This is a genomic window from Sorangium aterium, assembly GCF_028368935.1.
GTDB lineage: Bacteria > Myxococcota_A > Polyangia > Polyangiales > Polyangiaceae > Sorangium > Sorangium atrum.
In genome coordinates, this window is record NZ_JAQNDK010000002.1 from 1,705,165 (window position 1) to 1,727,327 (window position 22,163).

Here is a 22,163-nt window from a genome sequence, read left to right on the forward strand (position 1 = left end):
CGCCGTTGAAAGGCGGCGGCCCCATTGAACTTCACCTTCGCGCGTCGGAGCGGTAGCGGACGGGGGTTCAGTGATTCAGCGGCGCGCCGGACCGCGAATATGCGAGAAATGCGGTTTTCCGCTGCATCATCGCGATGCGAGGGCACACCTCCCCCTTTCCCCAAATGCCGTCACAATGCTGGCCTGCCGCTCAGTTGAGCCAGCGTCCGAGCAACGACAGCTCCGGGGCGCGGAGGAGGCGCTCCCGTCCTGGGCCTCGTAGCAGGCGTCCTGGAGCGAGGATGAGCCCGCGGCGAAGCCACGGCGCGGTCCAGCGCGACAGCTCGGGGAATCGCCGGAGCGCGTAACGGCGCATCAGGTTGTGGGCGAGGAGCTTCAGAAGCAGCATCGCGTGGTTCGCGACGAAGGTATGGCTTGGAACCTGACCACAGCCCCAACCGTGCTTGAGGTCGCGGATCAGCATCTCGACGCCAGCCCGAAGGTCGTAGCGGGCGGCGACGTCCTCCGGCGCTTCGACCATCTAGTTGGTGAGGTAGACCTGCACGGGGTAGTCGAGATCGCCCCAGAGATAGATGGGCCTGGCGTGCGTCCGATCGAGCGTCCGGACGGCGATGACGCGGGCCGCGAGGTCTGCCCATTCGCCGCGCCGGAACAGGACCTCCGCGACCTGGCGACGAGGCCGACCGTCCGCGTCCCAGTCCACGGTTTTCCAGCGGGTGACCAGGGAGATGGCACCAGCGAGATCGCGCGTAAGCCTGGGCTTGGTCAGGAAGAAGGCCCTCTTGTCAGCGATGGCCCGCAGCAGCTGGGTACAGTCGCCGGCGGCGTCAATGCGCACGTAGACGGCGGCCTCGGGCGCCGCCGCGCGGACGCGATCGAGGCAGCGCTCGACGTCGGGCACGTCATCGTTGCCGAAGTTCGTGTCTCCCGGCCGGAGCTGGGCGCCGATGACGGTGTTGGTTTCGGCGACGCGGACGAGCCGCGGGTGATAGCTGGGCCTGCCGTGGTAGCGAGGATTGGGTCCCGGTCGGGCTCCTTCCTGCGAGCCGAACAGCGGCTCGACGGTGGTGTCCACGTCCAGATGGATGATGTCGGGCGGCGCCTTGGCGAGCGGAGCGAGCCCGTGCTCGGCGAGCATCGAATCGAGCGCGGCGAGCGCCTTGTCGTCGAAGCGGCGGAGGTCACGGTAGACCCTGTCGATGCTGGGCACGACGCCACCGGCCAGGTGCACGAAGAGCGGGTCGTTCGCCGGCGCCTCCAGGCCGAAGACCCGCGCCTCCCCGGCCACGGCGGCGTCGATGAGCAGCCGCATCTGGGCGGCCATGGGGAAGACAACACGGCTGTCCGGCTTGAGTCGACCGAACGTGCGCTGGAGCTCGGCGTCGACATCGAGCTCACGGAGGAAGACACCGAAGCCGACCAGCCCCGCCACGCCGGTGAGCGTCGTCTCCGTCGCGCGGAGGTGCACCGCACGCGGATCGGGACGGCGGACGCGGGCGCGTCGAGGCGGGGTCGGTTTGGGCTCGTTTCGGCGGATGCGCCGTCGCACCTTCGAGGTGCTCGGCGTGCGCTTGCGTTGGGTCATAACAAACGCAACGGGTGCGCACGCCGAGCCTTTTCTTCAATGCATTCCGTTTTGCGGCGTCAGTTTGCCACTTTTTTGAATGGCTCAGGACGCGCGAAATTCAGGCTCAGTTGACAACGCCGTAGCCTTCGGCGTTACCATCCTCCGGCATGAAGAGGATCACATCTTGGCCGGTCGTGGCCGGGCTCGTCGTCATCGCTCTCGGCTGCGGCGGCGGCGCGGGCGCCGGCGGAGCGGGTGAAGCGGGCGCCGGCGGAGCGGGCGAAGCGGGCGCCGGCGGCGGCGCAGGCGGAACGAGCGACGGCGGCGGCACGGACGGCGCTGCCGCGGGCACCGGCGGAACGACCTCTGCGGCCGGCACCGGTGGATCGCTCGCGGGAACGGGCGGTGGCGGGGATGGCGGCGGCGCGGCGGCCGGCGGCAGCGGCGGCGATTCGGGCGCGCAGGGTGGCGCCGGCGGCGGCGCGGGCTCGACCTATCGGCCCTGCCCGACCGACGGTACGGCGTGCAAGATCATGCCGTTCGGCGACTCTATCACCGACGGATACAACGGGGACACGCCGGGCGGCTATCGCGTCGAGCTGTTCCGGCTCGCGCACGCGGCGGGCAAGAACATCACGTTCGTCGGTTCGGGATCGAACGGACCGAGCACCGTTGGCGGCGTGGCGTTCCCGCACAACCACGAGGGCCACAGCGGCTGGACGATCGCCCCCGCCGGCGGAAGGAGCGGCATCTCGACGCTGGTGTCGACCGTCATGCCGCAATACAAGCCCGATATCGTGCTCTTGATGATTGGAACCAACGACGCAATCGACAATTACGACATGCCCAACGCTCCCAAACGTCTGGGCGCGTTGATTGACAGCATCTACGAGCAGCTCCCCAGTGTTCTCATCGTGGTGGCCGCGCCCGTCCCGTCGCGCGGCGATGCGAGCAAGGGCGACGACACCGCGCTCAGCGCGCGCATCAAGACCTACGACGACGCCATTCCGGCGGTGGTGAAGGCCCGCGCGGACGCAGGCCGACACATCATCTCCGTCGACATGTACACGCCCTTCAATCCGAACAAGACCACGTTGCTCGAAGATCAGTGGCACCCCAACCTCCAGGGCTACGTGCTGCTGGGCGAGCAGTGGTACGCGGCGTTGCAGCCTCTGCTGTGACGGCGCGGTCGCTGGAGGGAGGCGCGCGGAGCCCGACGCCCGGCGCGGCGTGTGCAGGCTCGACCAGGGGGTAGGTAATCTCAGCCTTGATTTCGCGCCCACGGGGCACGAGTGAGCCGACGGCGACGCGCCATGGCTGTGTTGCGACTCTCGAACCGTAGCGAAGCCGAACCGTGAACGTCCTGCCAGGCCGAGATCACCACGTCGCGGCGATCGAGGGCGCGCGCCGACGCTCCACCGGCGTTGACGCCGCTCAGCCGGCCGCCGACCATCCGCTCCCGTGCAGGCGCCCTCGCCCTCCGCCCTCTTCCAGCTCCGCGTCGACGCGCCCGGGACACCCGATCTGGAGGTCGTGCGCTTTCGAGGGATCGAGAGGCTCTCACGCTGCTTCTCCTTCGATGTCACCGCGCGGCTCGACGCCGGGGCGATCGATGAGGCGACCCTCGCCGCCGCGCTGATGGAGCGGCCCGCGTCCCTGCGCGTGCCCACCTCGGCGACCGAGGCGCGCGCGGTGACCGGCGTCGTCACCCGGGTGAGCGTCGAGGGCGCCGACGGCGACGGGCGCGCCGTCGTCCGCGTGCGCATCGAGCCGCGGCTCGCCCTCCTCGGCGAGGGGCGGCAGAGCCGGATCTTCCAGGAACAACCCCTCTCGGGCGTCCTCGGCGCCGTGCTCGCCGAGGCGGGGCTGCCCCACCGCTTCTCCCTCGCCGCGCCCCGGCCCCCGCGCGTCTACTGCGTCCAGCACCAGGAGAGCGATCTCGCCTTCATCACCAGGCTCTGCGCGGAGGACGGCGTCTTCTTCTGGTTCGAGCCGCCCGAGGGCGGCGATGGCGATCCGGCGGCGCCCGAGGTGATCGTCTTCGCCGATTCGCCCGGGGCCTACGCGCAGATCGCCGGCGATCCCACGCTCGCCTACCGCCAGGCGACGGGCGCCGCCGCGCTCGCTCCCGAGGAGCGGCACGTGACGCGGTTCGTGCGGAGGCAGGCGAAGGCGCCGCGCGGCGCGCGGGTGAAGGGCTTCGACTTCGCGCGGCCGGCGCTCGATCTCGGCGCGGCCCGAGGGGAGGCGATCCGGGCGCGCACGACGTACGATCACCACGATCACGACGAGAGGATCGACGCCGGCGCCGAGCGGGCGCAGATCGCGCTGGAGCAGGCCCGGGCGCGCGCGGATCTCGGCGAGGGCGCGTCGTGGTGCAGGCGGCTCGCGCCGGGGCACAGGTTCTCGCTGGAGGGCCACGACGTCGCCGCGCTCAACGGGCGCTACGTGCTGACCCGGGTCGAGCACGAGGGCCACAACGCGCACCTCTCGGGCAGCGACGGGCCGAGCTACGAGGCGCGCTTCCGCTGCGCGCCCGAGGCCGTGCCGGTGAGGCCCCCCGCGCCCCGCGCGTCGGTGCGGCAGGCGCTCGAGACCGCGACCGTCGTCGGCCCGCCCGGCGAGGAGATCCACACCGACGCGCTCGGCCGCGTGAAGGTGCAGTTCCACTGGGACCTCGACGGCGCGCGCGACGACAGGAGCTCGTGCTGGCTCCGCGTCGCGACGCCGTGGGCGGGCGCGGGCTGGGGCTTCCAGTTCGTGCCTCGCGTGGGGATGGAGGTCCTCGTCGGCTTCCTCGGCGGCGATCTCGACCGCCCCGTCGTCGTGGGCGCGCTCCACAACGGCCTCCACGCGCCGACGCACCCGCTGCCGCGCTCGCGCTCGCGGAGCGGCATCCGCACGCAGTCGACGCCGGGCGGCGGCGGATACAACGAGATCGCCTTCGAGGACCGGGCCGGCGGCGAGCAGGTGGTGATCCGCGCGCAGCGCGATCTCGACGCCTCGATAGAGAACGACGCCACGGAGACCGTCGGCCGCGACAAGACCCTCAACGTCGCGGGGAAGCAGGTCGTCCGCGTCGAGGGCGACCGCGACGATCACGTCACGGGGGCGCTCGTCGAGGTCGTCGAGGGCGGCGCATCGAGGAGCTGCGGCGGCGACGCGCGCGGCCGCACCACGGGCAGCGTCGCGGAGGAGATCCTCCAGAACCGGAGCGTCGAGGTGCACGGCACGGACACGGCCACGCTCCACGGCGGCTCGACGACCGTGGTGGGCGGCCCGCACGTGCTCCGCGTCGACGCCGAGCACACGCTGCTCGTGGGCGAGGGCCGCGACGACGGCCAGGCCGAGGTCTCGGTGTCGCGCAAGTACCTGCTCTCCTCGGGCAGCGTGATCCGCGTCCGCGCCGAGGACTCGATCGTGCTCGAGTCGGGCCAGAGCTCGATCGAGGTCACGCCGAAGGGCGTGGTCATCCGGGCGAGGTCGATCGAGGTCGTGGGCTCGGAGCGCGCGTCGCTGTCCGGCCCGGGCCCGGCGGTGCGGCTCGCGAGCGACGCGGAGATCGTGTCGAAGGTCGTCAAGATCTACGGCGAGGAGGCGTCGATCGAGCTCGGCAAGAAGGCGAGCGTGAAGGGCGAGCAGGTGCTCCTCAACTGCGACGAGGGCGCGCCCGAGCCGCCGGAGGACGGCGAGGCGCCGCCGGGGACGAAGAGGTTCAGCATCCGGCTGACCGACGAGCGGTTCGAGCCCTACGCCGGCAAGCGGTTCAAGATGGTGTGCGAGGGCCTGAAGCTCGACGGCGAGACGGGCCGTGACGGATCCATCGAGGCGGACGTGCCGGAGGCGGCGAGGACGGCGGAGATCACGCTGTGGCTCGGCGAGTTCCCCACGGGGCAGGTGCGGCGCTACTCGATCCAGATCGAGGACCTGCCGGCGCCGACGTCGATCGCCGGAGCGCAGATCCGGCTCAAGAACCTCGGGTATTACCGGGGCGCGGGCAAGGGGGAGATCGACGACGAGACGCGCGCCTCGCTGCGGAGGTTCCAGAGCGACCACGCGCTGGAGCCGACGGGGGAGCTCGACGGGGCGACCGCCGGGTCGATCGTCGAGCGGCACGGGAGCTGACGCGACGCCAAGGGAGAGAAGAGACGATGCCTGCTCCGAGCGCACCGATGGGAGTCAAGGTCCCCGCAGGCGGCCCTGGCCACGCCTCGCCGCCAGCCGCGTTCGAGGCCGAGCCGCCGCGGCTCACGACGTGCCTCAACATGACGCCCGTCGACTACCCCGACGGCACCACGGGCGCGCCGGAGTTCCCGGCGCACGAGCTGGATCTCACCGACGCGACGAGCATCGAGCAGATCCTCGCCCACATCGACGCGCGGATCCACGCCCCTCTCGACGACGCGTGGGCCGGCCCGCCGGGCACGGACGGCGAGGACGAGTGGGTCGACGACCCCGCCGAGGAGGCCTGGGCCAAGGCGCTCAGCGAGGCGATGTTCGGCCAGCGGTACGGGGGGCCGGGACAGTGCTACTTCGGGGATTCGAAGTGGGACTCGTTCATCTTCTCGCGGATGCAGAAGACGTCGATCGATTACATGAGCCAGGACGTATGGGGGCTGCGGAAGAAGGCGACCGCGCCGGCGACCTGGCTCGAGGTTCAGATCTTCAAGAAACAGCTCGAAAAGAGGAACACGGATCTCGTCGCGATGATGACCGACAACGACGACCCGGCCATCTCGATCTGCTGTGCGTGCGAGCACAACGCGACGTATGGAACCATCACGCGCGGGTTCACGCTCGAGCAGCACATGAACGGCGCCTGTTGGGCAGCCGGACAGAACCCCGGTCGCCCCATCTTCGACGCCGAGCAATTTCCGGGCGGCAGGTGGTACCCGACCAAGGAGGCGACGCTCGACGTCGCTGCTGGCCTGGAGAAGACTCCACCGATCGGCCCTGGCACCATTTATTGTTACAATCCGTTCGGCGACAACAAGATGGTGACTGGCTATGTCCCCATCGCCTGGGTCGTGACCGATGCGCAGGGACGCCCGACGGTCGACCAGAAGCATGCGGACCACGTGCTCAACGATCTACCTGAGAAGCACTCGCAGCACGACGCGCCAAAACGGATGGTCACGAGCAGCGCCGACCAGCAATCGAAGGTCGACACGCTGCCCTATTCACCCTCCGCGCCGACCTCCGAGGCAGAAGCAGAGAACATGTATGTGGGCGTCACCCTGCCCGCCACAGGGCAGCGCAAGGGCTCGCACATCTTCTTCGTGCTCCGCGTGAGCAAGGACGAGAAGCGGATCCAGAAGTTCGACACGAGCAACGGCTACCCGCTCGACAAACATACAGGTGACACCGTGATGGACCCCCTCGGCAAGGAGGGGATCTACGATGGCATCTCCCTCACCACGGCTCCTCCTGGCAACGTCTTCTGCGGGATGGGCGTGCTGCCCGAGGCCCCCGTGGCGCTCGACGTCATGGCGGCGCACATCCGCCGCGCACGCCCCATCGGCCTCATGCGGCTCGTGATCGCGGAGCGCCGCCCTGGGCGCGAGCTCAGCGACCGACACGTGCTGTTCGTCAGCAAGCTCATGCGGATGTACGATGACAAGGACCAGAATTTCTGGGTGAGCAAGTGCGCGTGGTCGCTGCGCAACACCCCCGGGTTCACCAGCATCCAGCCCTGGTGGATCATCTACATCCCGCGCATGGAGCTCGCGAGGATGATGTGGACCAAGGGCGCGCGGAGCCGGAAGCTCTCGGAGATGGCGCGCGACGTGTCCGTCATCCGCCGCATGAAATTCGACAGGGAGCAGGCGAAGAAGACGAAGAAGGATCCTCCGCCCGCGCCGGGGCTCCGCTACGGTGAGGACTACGTGGCGCAGATCGTCCTCACGAATGACGACCGAGGAGGCGCGCTCTACTGGAGCCGGGCTCGGTCGGAGCTCAGCTTCGGGGTGACGAACGAGCAGATCCAGGGCAACCCGCTGCCGAACGCGATCAAGGACAGCGTGGCGCCCGTGGCGCGGCAGGGGCGCGATCCGAAGCTCGAGGTGCCCTGGAACGGCGAGCGCTTCGACGACCGTTACAACGATATCGACATCGCGATTCCATCGCTGTTCCGCGACGGCGAGGACACGAGGGCGGCCACCGAGCAGGACTCCATGCCCATCGCGACCGACGACGAGCACGCCGACGCGCTCAGGGGGTGCATGATCGACGACGAGCCCAAGGAACCCGGCATCGTGGAGCTCGTATGAGAGCGCTTGCAACAGCGTTGTCCGCCGGAATCCTCACCTTGCTCGGGTGCTCAGGAGCGCCGTCGACGACGCCGTCGCCCGCGGTGTCGCGAACGGCCGCGCCTCCCGTCACAGCAGCTGCGCCACCCACCGCGAGCGCGCTGCGAGCAGCTCCTACGGACTGCACGAGATCCGATCCTTTCGAAAAGTGCAAATGGGCCTGCGACCAGGGCGCGCTGCGGAGCTGCGTGCGGGTCGGGAACATCTACCGACAGACGGATCCGAAGCAGGCGGCGATCGCGCTCGACGCGGCGTGCAATGGCGGAGAGCAGAGCGGGTGCGACCGGCTCGCGGCGCTTTACCTCGGGGACTCGCTCGAGATCGACTACCCGCGCGCGGCTGCGCTCTACGGAAAGGCCTGCGACGGCGGATACCTGCCGGCGTGCGGTCATCTCGCTCAGCTCCGCTTCCGGAGCGAGCCGGGCGTCGAGGCGCGAACCGATGAGGAGCGAACCGCCGCGGTCAAGCTCCTGGAGCGGGCCTGCGAGGCCAAGGACGGCGACGCCTGCGGCTTCCTGGGCGCCGTCCATTTCGTCCCCATCCATGGGACGAAGAACCAGGCCAGGGGGAGCGAGCTTTTGGCAGAAGGCTGCTCCCTGGACAGCGAGTGGAGCTGCAAGCATGCCACGGAGATGTGGCGGACCGCCGATCTCACCGCGCTCGGGAACATCAAGGAGCACGAGCGCACGGCGCGGATCGAAGGGTTCGTGAAGCGCCAGCAGAAGCTCCGGGAGGCAGCGTGCGAGGACACAGGCCTCTTCTGCAACGTGCTCGAGGGGGTGCGCGCGAGCACGGCGAGGGCGCGCCTCGGCGAGCTCTGCCGGACGCGCAACCACCTCGCGTCGTGCAACGACCTGGCGTTCATGCTTGAGCGAGGAGAGCAGGGAGACAAGGACTTCGCTGGCGCAGCGCTCCTGTTCGAGATCGCGTGCAAGGGCGGCATCGGAGGCGCGTGCTACGAGCTCGCGGCGCTCCACAAGTTCGGGAGCGGCATGGCGAAGGACCTGCGCAAGAGCTTCTCGCTCATGGAGCGAAGCTGTGCTCTCGGCTTCGCGCAGGGCTGCGACGTCCTCGGCTCGATGTACCTCGACGCGGAGGGCGCGCAGCGCGACGTCTCCCGCTCGATCGCCGTCCGCCGGCGGGCCTGCGGCTGGCACGACAGGAATGCATGCCGTACCCTCGGTGTCTGGCTCATCTCCCACGACGGCGAGGAGGTACCGGAGGGAGAAGGGATGCGCGAAGGCGCCGAGCGTCTCCGCGAGGCATGCGCTGGCGATAGCAGTCCGAGCTGCCTCGATTACGCCCTGCTCCACGACAAGGGGTGGGGCGTGCCCAGGGACCCGAAGAAGGCGCGCGAGACCGCGCAGCTCGCGTGCGATCGAGGCGATCGCGAGGCGTGCGGGTGGCTGAAGAACCCCGCGCTCCACACCCCGAAATGGGTGAAGGAGCGCGAGCAGCGGCTGGCGAAGCGCAAGGCGCGCGGCGCCGCGACCGAGGAGCCGAGATGAGCGCGGCAGAGCGAGGGCGGCAGGCAGGGCGCGCGCACCAGCGCGAACCGCAGATCGAGGGGCTCACGATCGAGCGCTACGCGGAGGTGATGGCCTATCGCCGCCACTTCCCCGCGGCGCGCGCGATCGAGGTGCTGCTCCGGCTCGGCGTCCAGCCGGCGCGCTGGGACGCGGCGACGCGCGGCTGGGGCACGGCGATGAGCAGCGCGCTCGCCCGCGACGAGCCGGAGATCCTGACGCGCTTCGCGAAGGCCCTCGCGACCCAGGAGCGGCGACTTCGCGAGTTCCCGCCGCGCATCGAGTCGCTCGGCGAGCCCGTGGCCCAGCAGGGGGACACCGACGGCGCGCGCGCGTTCGAGGGCGAGCGTGCGGCGGAGCGGCCGTCGTACCTGCGCGACGAGGCCGCGAGCGCGCCCCGGGAGGCCGCGAGCGCGCCGTGGCCCGCTCCGCCCGCGGAGCCGGCGCCCGGCGCGCTGCGGAACCTCCACGGCACCGCCGAGATGAGCCGGTTCGTCCCCCGGCCCACGCTGCCCTTCCAGGAGCTCGATCCGGCGCGCGAGCCCAGCAAGAAGCGCTGATCCCAAGATGGACCCAGTATCGCCTCGGGCAGGAGTACAACCATCGCTGCTCGGTCCAGGTCAGCTCGGACAGGTCAGCGCGGCTGCAGGTCACCTCGCCCAGAGGACCGAGAGATCGAGCTCGATGGCGTGGAAGGGCTCGGCGCGGACGCGGGCGGCGTCGCGGTGGACGACGGCGGGCCCCCAGCCGCGATCCGCGCCGAGCACGTAGACCTCCAGCGTCCGGGCGATCGGGTCGACCAGCCACGCGTGCCGCACGCCCTCGCGTGCGTAGATCGGCATCTTGTCGTCGCGGTCGACGCCCTCCGTCGAAGGGGAAAGCACCTCGCAGATCCAGTCCGGGGCGAGCGCGAAGTACGCCGTGTCGGGCATCTCGGGCATGCGTTCGCGGCGCCAGCCGGCGAGATCGGGCACGAGCGCGTCGAGCTCGCCCGGCGCGTCCGGGTCGGGGAAGCGCAGCTCGGGCTCGTCGATGATGTGCCAGCCGCCGGGCCCTCCGTCGCCCAGGTCGAACGGTCCGCCCAGCTTGATGCCTAGCCTGGACGACGCCCGTGCATGTCGCGGTGCCGGCCGGGGGAACACGTGCAGGGTGCCGCTGACGAGCTCCGCCACCTGGTGCGGCGGAACGGCTTCGAGGTCGGCGTACGTCGCGCGACGCTGCTTCTCGGCGGCTCGGCCCATAGGGGCCAAGTCTGCCCGGGGGCGCACAGCGGGGCAAGGCGGTAAGGCGCAGGGTCGGGTTGGCGCGCCGCCCGGCTCGCTCATTGCGCCACGAGATCTCCTGCCAAGCGCGGCGCGACCTCGTAGGTCGTCTCGTATTGCGCGGCGAGGCCGATCACCGTGATGTCCTGATCGACCGCAAGCGACGCGGTGTCGATGACGGGTTGCCCGTCCACGATATGCACGAAGACCTGGATCTCGCCCGAGCCGTCGTCGATGTACACCTTGAAGCCGTAGGGCTGGTCGTCCTCCACGGCCTTGGTCACGCGGCCGCCCACGCTCACCAGCAGGCCCTCGACGGGCTCTCCGACCGCTCCGGTCGTCACGTCCTTCGGGCCGACGGCTCCGGCCTCGCCGAGCTCCGTGACCGAGGCTGCCTTGGCGTTGAGCACCGTCTGCTGGGCCGCCTGCCCGAGCGTCCCCGTGACACGCACCCGGGTATCGAGGCCGAGATCGAGCGCGTCGGGTAGGCTGACGTAGACGCCCCCGGTGTTGTCCTGCAGGGCGAAGCCCTGCTCGCCGGTCGCCGAATTGAATGTGCCGGGCGCGACGGTCACGACACCCTCGATCGTCGCCGTGGAGCCTTCGGCCAGGCCGCGGGCTTCGGAGATGGCGACCACGACCTCCTCGTCCGGAGCAGGCGACTCTTCGTCAGAGCTGCAGGCCGTCGTCGCGAGGACGCATGCGGTGATGGCGATCGAGACGATGCTGCGAGTCGAAACGGTCTTGCGCATTCCCTGTCCCTAGTCGTGCTGCCTCCTGGGGACAAGCCATGGCCCCGGTGCGCTGGATGTCATCTACAGGCCCAGCGCCGCGTCGCCATGGCGCGACCTGCCGAAGCGTGCGTTCCGTCGCGCCATTCCTCAACGCGGATCCGCGTGAACCACGACGTGGAACGAGCGGGCGGCGATCCCGAGCGACGTTCCCCTCCCTCTTGAAAGCGCTGCTCAGGAGCACGCCGGTGCCGCGGGGCGACGCTCTCCGGAACAGCCAGGGATCAGGCGCGCTGGCGCGCAGCCCGGGCTCCGATCCTCGTACAGCTGGAGGCCCGCCTGCGGTTCCGCCTCGTCCCTTGGCGCGAGCCCCCGTCGATTCCGTGACGGTCCCAAGAATCCCCCGCAATTCTAAGCATGAGCACACTCTCTCCCCTCCCGCCTCCTCCCGTCGACCTCGTCCAGCACAGCACCTGGACGTCCATGCACGCGACCGCCGTTCACGTCCTCCCGGGCATGCTCCGCTACCTCGGCGTCGCCGAGGACGACATCGACGACCTCTCCCAGGAGGTCCTCCTCGGCGCCTACACCAGCCTCCCCCGGTACAACCCGGCCTATCCCGCCGCGGCTTGCGGCTCTGCCTCACTGCCGCCGGTCGACTCGCCGCTTCTCCACGACATCGTGTCCGCCGTGCCAGGCGCCGCCGCGGACACCGCGCAGGAGAAGCAGGAGCAGGACGACCCCGCGTCGCTCCCTCCACCGGAGCTGCGCAATCCCCCTCGGCCATCGCGCCCGCACGGCCTCGGCCCGCGCTGGCGTGTCGAGTGCAGCTGGCTCTTCGGGATCGCCTGGCGAAAGGTCCGGCGCCATCTGGAGCGCACCTACCGGCGCCTCGAGGTGCCGGTGGGCCTTTCAGACGAGGCATGCTTCCAGGGCGCCGACGTCGCGCCGAGCAGCGAGCAGCGCATCGCCACGAACCAGCGGATCGCGATCGCGACCCGCCTGCTGGCGACGATCGCGCCCGAACGGCGCGCCATCCTGATCATGGCCGACATGGTCGAGATCCCGGTGCGCGAGATCGCGCGCTCCCTCGAGCTCAACGAGAACACCGATTCAAGTCGGCTGCGCCTCGCGCGCGAAGACTTTCGCGCCGCCGTGAAGCGCCTGCGCCCCGAGGAGCAACGCGCGCTCCGGTCCGGCCTGCTCATGGTCCCGCTCTTCTCCCTCGCCTCCTCGCGCTCCGCCGCGTCGCCGGCTGTCCACTCCGGCGCCTCCGCCGTCGTCGAGACGAGCGCGCCCGCGACCCGTCCCGAGTTCCCGAGCGATCTCGGACGCCAGGATCTCGCTGATAGGCCTGGGCGCGCCGCGCGCCTCGCGCGTCTGCTCGCCCGGTTCGCCCGCCCGGCGCTCGCCCGGTTCATCCTCCCGGCGCTGGCGTGGGCGACGGCAGGCGTCGGCGGCGCCGCGCTGTTTGCCGCGCTCGCGCCAGCGCCGGCCCTCTGGGCCAACCGCCTGGGCCCGATCGCGACACCGCTCCTCCTCTCGCGTGCCGTCGGCCTTGATGCGCGGCCGGAGACGGGGCCCGGTGGAAGGCCGCGATCCGAGGCGCCGCGAGCCGATGCGATCTCGGACAAGGAAGCTCCACCCTCTCGCGCGCCCACGCCCGCGCCGGCGAGCGTCTCCCGCCCGCGCAAACCCGCCGCGCCGGAGCAGCACGCTCCCTCCGACCAGGATCGAGAGCCGCTCGCCGACGAGCTGCAGCTGCTCGCCGCCGCCAGGCAGGCGCTGCTGCAAGGCGATAGAGCGACCGCGCTGGAGCGCATCGCCGCCCACGAGCGGCGGTTCCCCGAGGGGCGGCTCAAACTGACGCGCGAGCGGCTGCGATCGAAGGCCGCGGCGGCGCAGGCAGCGCCGGCCGGCAGCGCGGCGGGGCAGACGCTTCCGTGACCGCGCGGACGAGGCCGATGCGCGGGAGATCTCACGACGAGGGCGCGCGCAGGAAGCGGGCAGCACGCGCAGCGCTCGCCTCGATGGCCGCGGCCGCGATCTCGGCCGCCGGAGTCGCACCGGTCCGGGCCGAGCCCACGGCCACGCCGCTCCGGGCGCGGCTCGAGTTCATCCGTGGGCCAGGCGCCGAGGATTGCCCGGACGAGCAGCTGCTGCGCGCGGAGACGGCCCGGGCGATGGGCGGGGTCGACCCCTATGATTCGGAGGCTCCGTTCACGATGACGGCGTCCATCGAGCGCCGGCGCGGCAAGCTCGCCGCCTCGATGTTCCTCCGCGACGGCGACGGTCACGGACGCTGGTTCGACGGGTTCAGCGCCTACGATGACTGCAAGGTGCTCGTCACCGCCATGGCCCTGTCCATCGCGGTGCTGCTCGACGACGCCGCCGAGCTCGCCGCACCACCTGGGGTGCCAGTGAAGCCCGCTTCGCCGCCCGCGCCGCCCGAGGGGCCCTGTTCGCCGGATCGGCCCTGCCCGCCGCAGCCAGCCCATGCGCCGCCGCCACCCCCGGGCACGGCGCCGCCGGTGCGCGCGCCGCCCCGGAGCAGCGCGTTGCCGCGGATTCCGGCAGGGCGCTTCTCCTGGGTGGCCGGCCTCGGCGCTGTGACGGGCCTCGGGATGACACCAGGCGTTGCCGGTGGGCCAGCGCTGTCCTTCGGGGCACGCTGGCCGGCGTGGTCCGTTACGCTGGAGGTCCGCGGGCTCGCCTCGCTGTCGGGAAACGTCGAAGCCGTCGGCATGTCGGTCTCCACCCTCACGACGGATGTCGTCTTCTGTCTCGACCGCCGCAGCCTGTTCGCGTGCGGCCTCGCCGAGCTCGGCATACTCCATGCGGCTCCCAACGTTCCGTTAAACGCGACATCACGGCTGAATCTCCACAGCGGATTCGGTGCACGGGCGGGTATCGAGTGGCCTCTGTCAGAAAATTTATCGGCCCGAGCACACGCGGATGTCGTTCATCCTGTGGCCGGAGCCGCCATTCTTCGCCACCCAGGCGCTCCTGAGCCCGAGCGCCCCGTCTGGCGCGCGCCTGCTCTCGCCGTGGCACTCGGCATCGGTTTACAAGCGCGCTTCTGAGGGTGATTCGATAGTGAGCGCGGCAAAACGCTTCGGCAGATTGGCGCGGAAAGAGAAATTCCTCTCGCTTCATGGAATGGTGTTCATGAAAGTCGTCGTACGTCATTCGCCTTGCGCTGAAGAACGGCGCTCAAGTAAGGTTTCAGCTATGCGCACGGCACGATTCGTCCTTCCAGGGCTGCTGCTCATCGCTGGCTGCGATCAGGAGCCCATCATCATCACGGGGCCCTGTACACCCGAAGAGATCAGACTGGGTTATTGCTCGGGGGTTGGCGCCGGCGGTGAGGGCGGTGCTGGCGGCCAAGGCGGCGCCGGTGGTGAGGCCGGCGCCGGTGGCGAGGCCAGCGTCAGCGGCCAGGGCGGCTCCGGCGGCGACATGCACAGCTCGCTGTGCTCCGGCCAGTGCGCCCCGCCCGCGCCGCTCGGCTGGTTCGGCCCTGCGCTGCTCTGGTTCGGGCCGACCGAGGCTGTCCCGGACTGCCCCGCCGACGCGCCGACGCTCGGCTACGAAGGCTTCGCCGATCTCCAGCAGCCGCCGATGGACTGCGCGCTCTGCGCGTGCGACCCGCCCGAGGCCTCCTGCGCGCTCCCCACCGGCTGGGCCGCATCCTCGTCCGTGTCGTGCCCAGGCGACGAGCCGGGCACCGTGATGACCTCCTTCGCTGCGCCCGACGGCTGGGACGGCGCGTGCACCGCGGCGAACCCGATCCCCGAAGATCAGCTCTGCGACGGCGAGCCCTGCGTGCAGTCGCTCACGATCGCGGCGCCCTCGGTTGCGACCGGCGCGTGTACGCCGCGCATCGACGCCCCGCCGCCGGTCCCCAGGGCCGATCCTTGGGCGACGCGGGCCAGGGCGTGCCTCCCTGGCGCGTACACCGCGTGCGAGGACGCGACGACGTGCTTGCCTGCGGCGCCGTCCGGCTTCCTGACCTGCATCTACCACGAGGGCGACGACGCCAGCTGTCCGGAGGGGTACGCCGTCAGGCACGTCTTCTTCGAGGACGTGATCGACGGCCGCGAGTGCACCCCCTGCGGCTGCGGCGATCCGACCGGCGCCTCGTGCACCCTCATGGCGTCCGTGTACCGCGACGCCGCCTGCACGGACCTGCTCGCGTCGAACCTCGTCAGCTCCAGTGTCCCGTTCTGCGTCGTGACACCTCCCGGCGTCGGCCTGGGGAGCAAGTCGGCCGTGATCGCGGATGTCGAGCCGGGCGCGTGCGCGCCGCACGGCGGGGAGCCCGTGGGCGAGCTCCAGGCGAGCGCGCCCTCCACCTTCTGCTGCATGGCCTGACTGGCTTCCTCCCGGAAGCCCTCTCGCAAGAGCGCATTGCACCGCCGCCCTCGCCGTCCGTCGGCGCATCGCCCCCGCCGCGCACCGCGTCAGCCGCGCCGTGAATGTCGTCCCTCGCGCTGCATTGAAAGGCCATGAATTACAATTTCAGGTACTGCTGCAAGTGTGGGCTCTGTTGAGCATGGCGAGCATCGTTGAACTTGGCGGGGCTACTCACGTTGCTTTCGATGGGCTCACCACCGAGCGGCTGTTGCAGCTTGGTGCGACGCATGTCGTGTGCGCCTCCGACCGTCTTGTCATCGGTCCGAGCCGTCGGGATGCTCTGGAACATGCGCGGGCGCGTCGTGCGTGGTGGAATTCGACCGAGGAATGGGACAAGCTCTATTCGTCGGATGCCCACTGGGAGCCTCCCGTCGCCTTGTGGGTGTCGGCGAGCCTTCACGAGCGGGTGAACCTCTGGAGGACTTGCAGCTGGTTGCGCCATCTCGGGTTCGCGCATCACGACATCTTCGTTCTCGATTTCGAGCCTGTTTCACCGTCGAGAGCAGCGAGCCGTGAGGTGTTGGTTCGTCCGTTTACCTGCTCCGAGTCAGTGTCCGATCATGCGGACGAGATCCTTCTGGACCGCCTTGGTAAGGCGCGGCCCTGGTCGGGGGAACGCTACGAACATGCCATTCGCCTCTGGGACAGCTACGTCGACGAGAACCCCTTGTCGTTCGCAGAGAGCTGCAGGGCTGGCGTCGAAGGGTTTCCGGAGCTTGCCCCCCTGTGGGCGTTCCTCTCCTGCTTCTTTCCGAGAAGGACCGCAGAGGGAGACCTGCGCTTGAGTCGATTCGACGAGATCATTCTCTCTCGGCTGTCGACTGAGTGGCAAACTCCGGCGGGCGTGGCCGCGCAGAAGTCGGAGACGCTGGTAGACATGTGGCATCTCCTTTTCTGTACAGGCGACCTGTTCCTGCCACGCCGGCTGGAGCACTGGGCAAACCACGATTCGAGCGCGGTCGTGGAACGCGCGCCTGGTCCAAAACCGCCCAATGCTGGCTACCCCATGCTCTCGGAGGTGTATCGCCTCACGGAACGTGGGATGCGGCTACGGGATAAGGGACTCGAGCAGCTGACGGATGCGCCAAGCCTGCCAATCGCCGGGACCGAGGCGTACTCGGCTTCCGCCCCCTGGGTGCTGCTCGACGATGGACGGCTCGCTCGACTGTAAGAGCTAACGTGATCCGCACGGCGGGATCACTGTGGCCGCCTCACGCCACGGGATCCCATGTGCGCCGCTGCCCCCACCTATCAGCCCCTCGCCGCCGCCCCCCTCCGCGGCAGCCGCGCCGTGAACGTCGTCCCCCGCTCCGCATGGCTCGCCACCTCGATCGCCCCGCCGTGCGCCCGCACGATCTGGTGCGCGATGAACAGCCCGAGCCCTAGCCCCCGCCCCGCGCTCGCTCGCCCCTCCGCGGGCGACGCCTGCTGCCAGGGCTCGAACAGCGTCCCGAGCCGCTCCGGCGCGATCGCCGGGCCCTTGTTGTGCACCTCGATCAGCACGTCTCCCCCGCGCGGCCGGATCGCCACCCGCACGGCGCTCCCGGGCTCGGCGTGGTCGGCCGCGTTCTGCACGAGGTTCGTCACCATCTGGGCGATCCGCTCGGGATCCCACAGCCCCGCGCCGCTCCCCCGCAGATCGAGCCGGATCGGCACCCCCGCGTGCGTCGCCCGGAGCTCGTCGATCGCCCCCTTGCACAGGACATGGAGGTTCCCCGGCCTCCGCGCGATCGGGATGCTGTCGCCGAAGCAGCTCCTGGTCAGATCGAGCAGGTCCTCGATCGTCCGCGCCATGCGGCGCGCGCTCGCCGCGATCCCCTCGACGCTCGTCGCCTGGCGCGGCGTCAGGTTGCCGTGGCGCACCAGCGTGCTCGACGCCAGCGTGACCGCCGTGAGCGGCGTGCGCAGGTAATGGCTGAGCGCGGCCAGGAATCGATCGCGAAACGCGAGATCGTCCAGCCGCGCAGCCTCCGCCCGCTTGCGATCGGAGATGTCGATCGCCGTGCCGATCATCCGGACGCTGCGCCCGGTCGCGTCGAAGAAGGTTCGCCCCTGCACGCAGACCCAGCGCTCGATCCGGTCGCGGAGCCCCACGAGGCGGTACTCGATGCTGTACTCGCCGCCGCTCTCCGGGGCCTGCGAGCGCCGCACGGCCTCCTGCACGCGCGCGCGATCGTCGGGGTGGATCGCCGAAAGGAAGAGCTCGTAATCGACGTCCGACGCCGGCTCCAGCCCGCACACCTCCCGGCAGCGGTCGTCCCAGCGCAGCTGGCCGGTCACCGTGTCGTAATCCCAGATGCCGACGCCGCCCGCCTGCGTCGCGAGCCGCAGGCGCGCGCCGCTGTCCTCGAGCGCGGCGCGCGTCGCTCGCTCGATCTCGAGGGCGCTCGTCCACATGCTCGCGTCCACCACCGCGTGGAGGACCTGCGTTTCCCCCACCCCGAGCGCGATGCCCTGGGCGACGCACTCCTCGATCAGCGCAGCCCGGAGGTGCGATAGCTCCCGCAGCGCCGCCGCGATGCAGCGGCCCCGCGTGACGCAGCGGCGCGCGTGGTCCTCGACCCGCTCGTAGGCGCCGCGGAGCGCCGCGTCCTCGCCGGCGAGCCGGCTCGCAGCGAGCGCCTCGATGAGGTGCTCGAGCAGCGCCGGCACCGCGTCGACGAGCATCGGGCGCTCGCCCCGCAGTGGCGCCGGCGCCCTGGGATCGTCGAGCACCCGGCGCGTCCAGCGATCGAGCACGTCGCGCTTGCAGCTGCGGAGCCGGGAGGCAGCGGAGGTCTTTGCTAGCGGGCCGGCGTCATCCATCGACACAAAGCGAGCGCTCGCCGGCGCGGATGTCACGTGAGGACACCCCCTGATTGGCGCGTAAGTGACCGTCACCGGGCCCGGGCCCGACGTCTCCACCCTCGGCCACCGGGCCTGATCTCTCTGCCTCGGCCACCGGGCCCGGCGCCTCCGCCCTCGGCCCGCCGGCTCTTCGGTCCCCGGCCGATCCGCGTCTGCCGCGACTCGGCGCTAGAACGCGCCCAGCACCCCGACCCCGCCGCCCTCCGGGCCGATGAGCGGCACGATGCGCGCGTGCACCCGCGCCGGCGAGCCGTGCCGTGCCGCCGCGGCGCTCGCGCCCTCCGCCCTCGATGAGCCCGAGGTCAGCACGAGGACCGCCCCCGCGGCGAGCGCGGCGACGCCCACGCCGACGCCGATCGTGGACACGAGCGCCTTGGTCTCCGCCGCGTTGATCTCCTTGCGACCTTCCGGCGTACACAGCTTCTCCGGACAGAGCGCTTCGTCCTTTTCCGCGTCGCTCGCCTGCCCCGCGGCGAGGATGCCGAACACGGCGCCTACGCCGAGCACCGCCGCGCCGGCGCCCCCGATCACGAAGCCCGCTGTCTGCAGGCTGCCCCCGCCGCTCCGGCCGCCGGCGCCGCCGCTGGCCGGCGGAGCCTGCGGCCCGGCGGGCTTGCTCGTGGTCGCCACCGGCAGGAGCTTCGGGATGGCGATCGCCTTCAGATCGGCGCTCTCGCCGACCTGGACGGTCGTCGACCAGACCGTGTAGCCGCTCGCCGTCGCCTCGACCTCGTGCGCCCCAGGATCGATCGGGATCGGCGTGCCGAGCGCGGCCGCGGGGATGTCGCCGCCGTCGACGCGGACCAGCAGGCCGGGCGTGTTCTCCGCGTTGAGCTGGATCTTCGAGAGCCTCGGCTCCAGCGCGTCGATGTGCTCCTGCGCGAACGCCTCGCGCGCGGCGTTGCCCTCCTTCTTCGAGGCGAAGAGCGCCTCCTTGAACTGCCCCCACGCCGTCGCCGTCCTGCCGAGCCCCTCGTTGCACAGGGCCAGGTTGAGCAGCGTCCCCGTCCCGGGCCGCAGGCGCTGGCTCTCGGCCAGCTTGGGGCACGCCTGCGCGTACGACTTCGCCTCCATCAGGCGGCGCCCCTCCTCGAACAACGTCTGGGCGAGCGTCGGATCGCCGCCCGCGGCCTGCGCGGCGGCGCTCGAGGGCGCGAGCAGGGCGGCCGAGCCGAGCACGACCGCGGCGAGGGCGAGGCGGGCGCGACGGAGCGCGCGGGGGGCATGGACTGTCGAGGGGATCATGGCTGTGGGCTCAGTGCGGGTCGTTCAGGTCGATGCCCTTGGGAGGGCGCTGCGTCGTCGCAGCTTGTGACGGGCGGGCGGCGGGCGTTGTGCGCCCCGCAGGCGCGCCTCCCCGAGCGGCGGTGGGCGCCGTCCTCGGCGACGCCGCGGGGGAGCTCGCGGCCGCGGCGGCGTTCGACGCGGGGGAGCTCGCGGCAGCGGAGGCGCTCGCCGCCGTCGCGTCGGCCGTCGTCGCTGCGTCGGCTGCGGCCCCCGTCGGTCGGATCGTCGGTCCGTCCGGCGTCGTCGTCGCGGCGGCAGGCGCGGGCTGCTCGGGGGTCGGCGCCGGCGCCGGCGCGGCGGTCTCCGTGGTGCTCACGGCGACCGTGGGCGCCGCCGCCGTGCCCTCCGTCCGGTCGGCGCCGCCCCGGCGGAGCACGTAGACGCTGCCGACGATGAGCCCCAGGAGGAGGGTCGCGGAGATCAGCGCGATCGCGAGGATCGCGGAAGGGGAGACCGAGAGCCCAGGGATCCGGCGCCCGTCCGACGAGATCCCGAGGTGGGTCGACGAGGCGAAGGTCGCCGCTGCGCGCGAGCTCATCGGCGCGCTGTACGGACCGGGGACGATCTGCTGCTGCGGCGTGGGCGCCGGGAAGCCGTTCGGCGGGATCGGGCTCGGCCTGCCGTCCTCGGCAGGCCGAGGCCCGAAGGCGCCGTTGCCCGGCGACGGGGAGTGCGAAAACGGCGACGACGGGTGCGGGTAAGGCGTCGCGGCGTGGGCGATGGGCGACGGCGCCTGCGAGAACGGCGTCCCGTGCGGGAGCGGCGTCGGCGGGCGCGGCTGCGCTGTGTCGCGCTGCCCGGCCGGATGCGAGGCGAGCTCCGGCCACGACGGCTCGCGAGCGGCCGGCCCAGGGAGCCTCGAGTCCACGGCGGGGAACGACGGCTGCGACGCGCGTTGCCCGCCGGGGAACGACGGCTGCGACGCGCGCTGCCCGCCGGGGATCGCGGCGTGCAGCGACAGGCCGCCCATGCGCGCGATCCGGGCCAGGGTCGGGTACGTGCGCGCGGGCGCGAACGGCGCGAGCGATACGACGAGCTCGGCGACCGACGCGTGCCGGTGCTCGCGCTCGCGGGCGTACGCCTTCTCCAGCACGGCCGCGAGCGCGGCGGGCACGTCGGGGCGGATCTCCCGCAGCGGCGTCGGCGTGCCCGTCAGCACCTCCGCGCAGAGCTGCGGCAGCGTCTCCGCGTAGTACGGCTGCCTGCCGGCGAGCAGCTCGTAGAGCGAGACGCCGAGCGCATAGATGTCCGTCCGGTGATCCACCGAGCGCGTCTGCCGCATCTGCTCCGGCGACATGTACAGGGCCGAGCCCAGCGCCGCGTCCGTGCCCGTCAGGACGTCGACCGCGCCGGTCGCCATCTTGGAGATGCCGAAGTCGAGCACCTTGACGAGCGGCGAGCCGTCGACGCGCGCCGTCAGGAACAGGTTCGCGGGCTTGAGATCGCGGTGGACGATGCCGAGCCCGTGGGCCTCGACGATCGCCTCGCTGCCCTGCGCGATGTAATCGATCGCGTCCTCGACGCCGAGCACGCCTTGATCCCGCAGCAGGCGCGCCAGGTCGCTCCCGATCAGGAACTCCATGACCATGTAGGGAGCGCCGTTCTCGAGCGTGCCGACGTCCGAAACACGGGCGACGTGCTCGCTCTTGATCTTCATGCCGGCCTTCGCCTCGCGGAGGAAGCGGGCCGAGCCCTCGGGGTGCAGGGTGAACTCGGGGAGCAGGAACTTCAGGGCGACCCGCTCGTCGAGCACGACGTGGCGCGCCTCGACGACCACGCCCATGCCGCCCTGGCCGATGACCCGCTCCACGCGGTACTTGCCGGCGAGCACCGTCCCCGGCTCGACCGGGGGCAGCGAGGGCTGTTTCGTCTCCGAACCCGACACAGCGGGCGATGATCACCGCTTCGCCCTCGGACGGCAAGGGCGGGCGGCGCCGGTGTCGGGGCGCGGCGCGGCGGGGGGGACAGAACGGCGCCAAAGGCCGCGTAACACGCGGTTTTTGTGCCGCCGCACGGTCGCTTCGTCACGCGGCTCGCGCCGTCGCGAGGCCGCGTTGGCGTGCGGTCGCTCCATCACACGCCCGCGTCGCTGCGCGGTCGCGTTGCATCGCGCTCTCCGTCAGACGCTCGTGTCGTCGCGTCCGCGCGCTGCGCCGCGCTCGCGTCCGCGCACCGCCACGCGCTCGCGCCGCCACACGCTCGCGCCCACGCGCCGCCAC

The 22,163-nt window shown here is 71.3% G+C and carries 14 protein-coding genes and 1 pseudogene; 9 read left to right on the top strand and 6 right to left on the bottom strand.

Annotated features, from left to right (window positions below; genetic code table 11):
• Window positions 1-190: 190 nt before the first annotated feature.
• A pseudogene (locus POL72_RS21400) lies at window positions 191-1,585 on the bottom strand (IS1380 family transposase).
• Window positions 1,586-1,734: 149 nt separating this feature from the next.
• Here POL72_RS21400 and POL72_RS21405 point away from each other — a divergent pair.
• The 5 genes from POL72_RS21405 to POL72_RS21425 all read left to right on the top strand — a co-directional run bounded on the left by POL72_RS21405 (window position 1,735) and on the right by POL72_RS21425 (window position 9,961).
• Complete coding sequence (locus tag POL72_RS21405) at window positions 1,735-2,748, top strand: SGNH/GDSL hydrolase family protein (protein ID WP_272097354.1); 1,014 nt, start codon at window positions 1,735-1,737, stop codon at window positions 2,746-2,748.
• Between the two features lie 280 nt (window positions 2,749-3,028).
• Window positions 3,029-5,692, top strand: a complete 2,664-nt coding sequence (tssI, locus tag POL72_RS51265; RefSeq protein ID WP_272097356.1) for a type VI secretion system tip protein TssI/VgrG — start codon at window positions 3,029-3,031, stop codon at window positions 5,690-5,692.
• Between the two features lie 47 nt (window positions 5,693-5,739).
• A complete protein-coding gene (locus tag POL72_RS21415) occupies window positions 5,740-7,836 on the top strand; it encodes a hypothetical protein (protein WP_272097357.1) in 2,097 nt (698 codons plus the stop codon).
• 227 nt (window positions 7,837-8,063) lie between these two features.
• Window positions 8,064-9,383 (top strand): tetratricopeptide repeat protein, encoded by a 1,320-nt coding sequence (locus POL72_RS51270; protein WP_272097358.1) that lies wholly within the window; start codon window positions 8,064-8,066, stop codon window positions 9,381-9,383.
• Window positions 9,380-9,961, top strand: a complete 582-nt coding sequence (locus POL72_RS21425) for a hypothetical protein (RefSeq protein WP_272097359.1) — start codon at window positions 9,380-9,382, stop codon at window positions 9,959-9,961. Before POL72_RS51270 ends, POL72_RS21425 begins: the two co-directional genes overlap by 4 nt.
• A gap of 90 nt (window positions 9,962-10,051) precedes the next feature.
• On the opposite strand, the gene POL72_RS21430 is transcribed toward POL72_RS21425, so the two are convergent.
• Both POL72_RS21430 and POL72_RS21435 read right to left on the bottom strand, forming a co-directional pair.
• On the bottom strand, window positions 10,052-10,642 hold the full coding sequence (locus POL72_RS21430) for a Uma2 family endonuclease (RefSeq protein ID WP_272097360.1): 591 nt from the start codon (window positions 10,640-10,642) through the stop codon (window positions 10,052-10,054).
• Window positions 10,643-10,722: 80 nt separating this feature from the next.
• Window positions 10,723-11,415 (bottom strand): DNA-binding protein, encoded by a 693-nt coding sequence (locus tag POL72_RS21435; RefSeq protein ID WP_272097361.1) that lies wholly within the window; start codon window positions 11,413-11,415, stop codon window positions 10,723-10,725.
• Between the two features lie 396 nt (window positions 11,416-11,811).
• On the opposite strand from POL72_RS21435, the gene POL72_RS21440 reads away from it, so the two are divergent.
• From POL72_RS21440 to POL72_RS21455, 4 genes are all read left to right on the top strand, one after another.
• Complete coding sequence (locus POL72_RS21440) at window positions 11,812-13,341, top strand: RNA polymerase sigma factor (RefSeq protein WP_272097363.1); 1,530 nt, start codon at window positions 11,812-11,814, stop codon at window positions 13,339-13,341.
• A gap of 17 nt (window positions 13,342-13,358) precedes the next feature.
• A complete protein-coding gene (locus tag POL72_RS21445; RefSeq protein ID WP_272097364.1) occupies window positions 13,359-14,477 on the top strand; it encodes a hypothetical protein in 1,119 nt (372 codons plus the stop codon).
• A gap of 148 nt (window positions 14,478-14,625) precedes the next feature.
• Entirely contained in the window at window positions 14,626-15,768 is a 1,143-nt protein-coding gene (locus tag POL72_RS21450) for a hypothetical protein (protein WP_272097365.1), read from the top strand.
• A 181-nt stretch (window positions 15,769-15,949) separates the two neighbouring features.
• Window positions 15,950-16,981 carry a DUF1835 domain-containing protein gene (locus tag POL72_RS21455; RefSeq protein ID WP_272097366.1) on the top strand — a complete coding sequence of 344 codons (1,032 nt, stop codon included), beginning with the start codon at window positions 15,950-15,952 and terminating at the stop codon, window positions 16,979-16,981.
• 80 nt (window positions 16,982-17,061) lie between these two features.
• Here POL72_RS21455 and POL72_RS21460 read toward each other — a convergent pair whose 3' ends face one another.
• From POL72_RS21460 to POL72_RS21470, 3 genes are all read right to left on the bottom strand, one after another.
• Window positions 17,062-18,615 carry a sensor histidine kinase gene (locus POL72_RS21460; RefSeq protein ID WP_272097367.1) on the bottom strand — a complete coding sequence of 518 codons (1,554 nt, stop codon included), beginning with the start codon at window positions 18,613-18,615 and terminating at the stop codon, window positions 17,062-17,064.
• Window positions 18,616-18,825: 210 nt separating this feature from the next.
• Entirely contained in the window at window positions 18,826-19,902 is a 1,077-nt protein-coding gene (locus POL72_RS21465) for a hypothetical protein (RefSeq protein ID WP_272097368.1), read from the bottom strand.
• Window positions 19,903-19,912: 10 nt separating this feature from the next.
• Window positions 19,913-21,829 (bottom strand): serine/threonine-protein kinase, encoded by a 1,917-nt coding sequence (locus POL72_RS21470; RefSeq protein WP_272097369.1) that lies wholly within the window; start codon window positions 21,827-21,829, stop codon window positions 19,913-19,915.
• Window positions 21,830-22,163: the final 334 nt, after the last annotated feature.

Excerpts from the sequence above, each read along its gene's own strand:
- POL72_RS21405 (WP_272097354.1), top strand. The coding sequence starts at position 1,735 with ATGAAGAGGATCACATCTTGGCCGGTCGTGGCCGGGCTCGTCGTCATC.
- POL72_RS21415 (WP_272097357.1), top strand. The coding sequence starts at position 5,740 with ATGGGAGTCAAGGTCCCCGCAGGCGGCCCTGGCCACGCCTCGCCGCCA.
- POL72_RS21425 (WP_272097359.1), top strand. The coding sequence starts at position 9,380 with ATGAGCGCGGCAGAGCGAGGGCGGCAGGCAGGGCGCGCGCACCAGCGC.
- POL72_RS21430 (WP_272097360.1), bottom strand. The coding sequence starts at position 10,642 with ATGGGCCGAGCCGCCGAGAAGCAGCGTCGCGCGACGTACGCCGACCTC.
- POL72_RS21435 (WP_272097361.1), bottom strand. The coding sequence starts at position 11,415 with ATGCGCAAGACCGTTTCGACTCGCAGCATCGTCTCGATCGCCATCACC.
- POL72_RS21440 (WP_272097363.1), top strand. The coding sequence starts at position 11,812 with ATGAGCACACTCTCTCCCCTCCCGCCTCCTCCCGTCGACCTCGTCCAG.
- POL72_RS21445 (WP_272097364.1), top strand. The coding sequence starts at position 13,359 with ATGCGCGGGAGATCTCACGACGAGGGCGCGCGCAGGAAGCGGGCAGCA.
- POL72_RS21450 (WP_272097365.1), top strand. The coding sequence starts at position 14,626 with ATGCGCACGGCACGATTCGTCCTTCCAGGGCTGCTGCTCATCGCTGGC.
- POL72_RS21455 (WP_272097366.1), top strand. The coding sequence starts at position 15,950 with ATGGCGAGCATCGTTGAACTTGGCGGGGCTACTCACGTTGCTTTCGAT.
- POL72_RS21460 (WP_272097367.1), bottom strand. The coding sequence starts at position 18,615 with ATGGATGACGCCGGCCCGCTAGCAAAGACCTCCGCTGCCTCCCGGCTC.
- POL72_RS21465 (WP_272097368.1), bottom strand. The coding sequence starts at position 19,902 with ATGATCCCCTCGACAGTCCATGCCCCCCGCGCGCTCCGTCGCGCCCGC.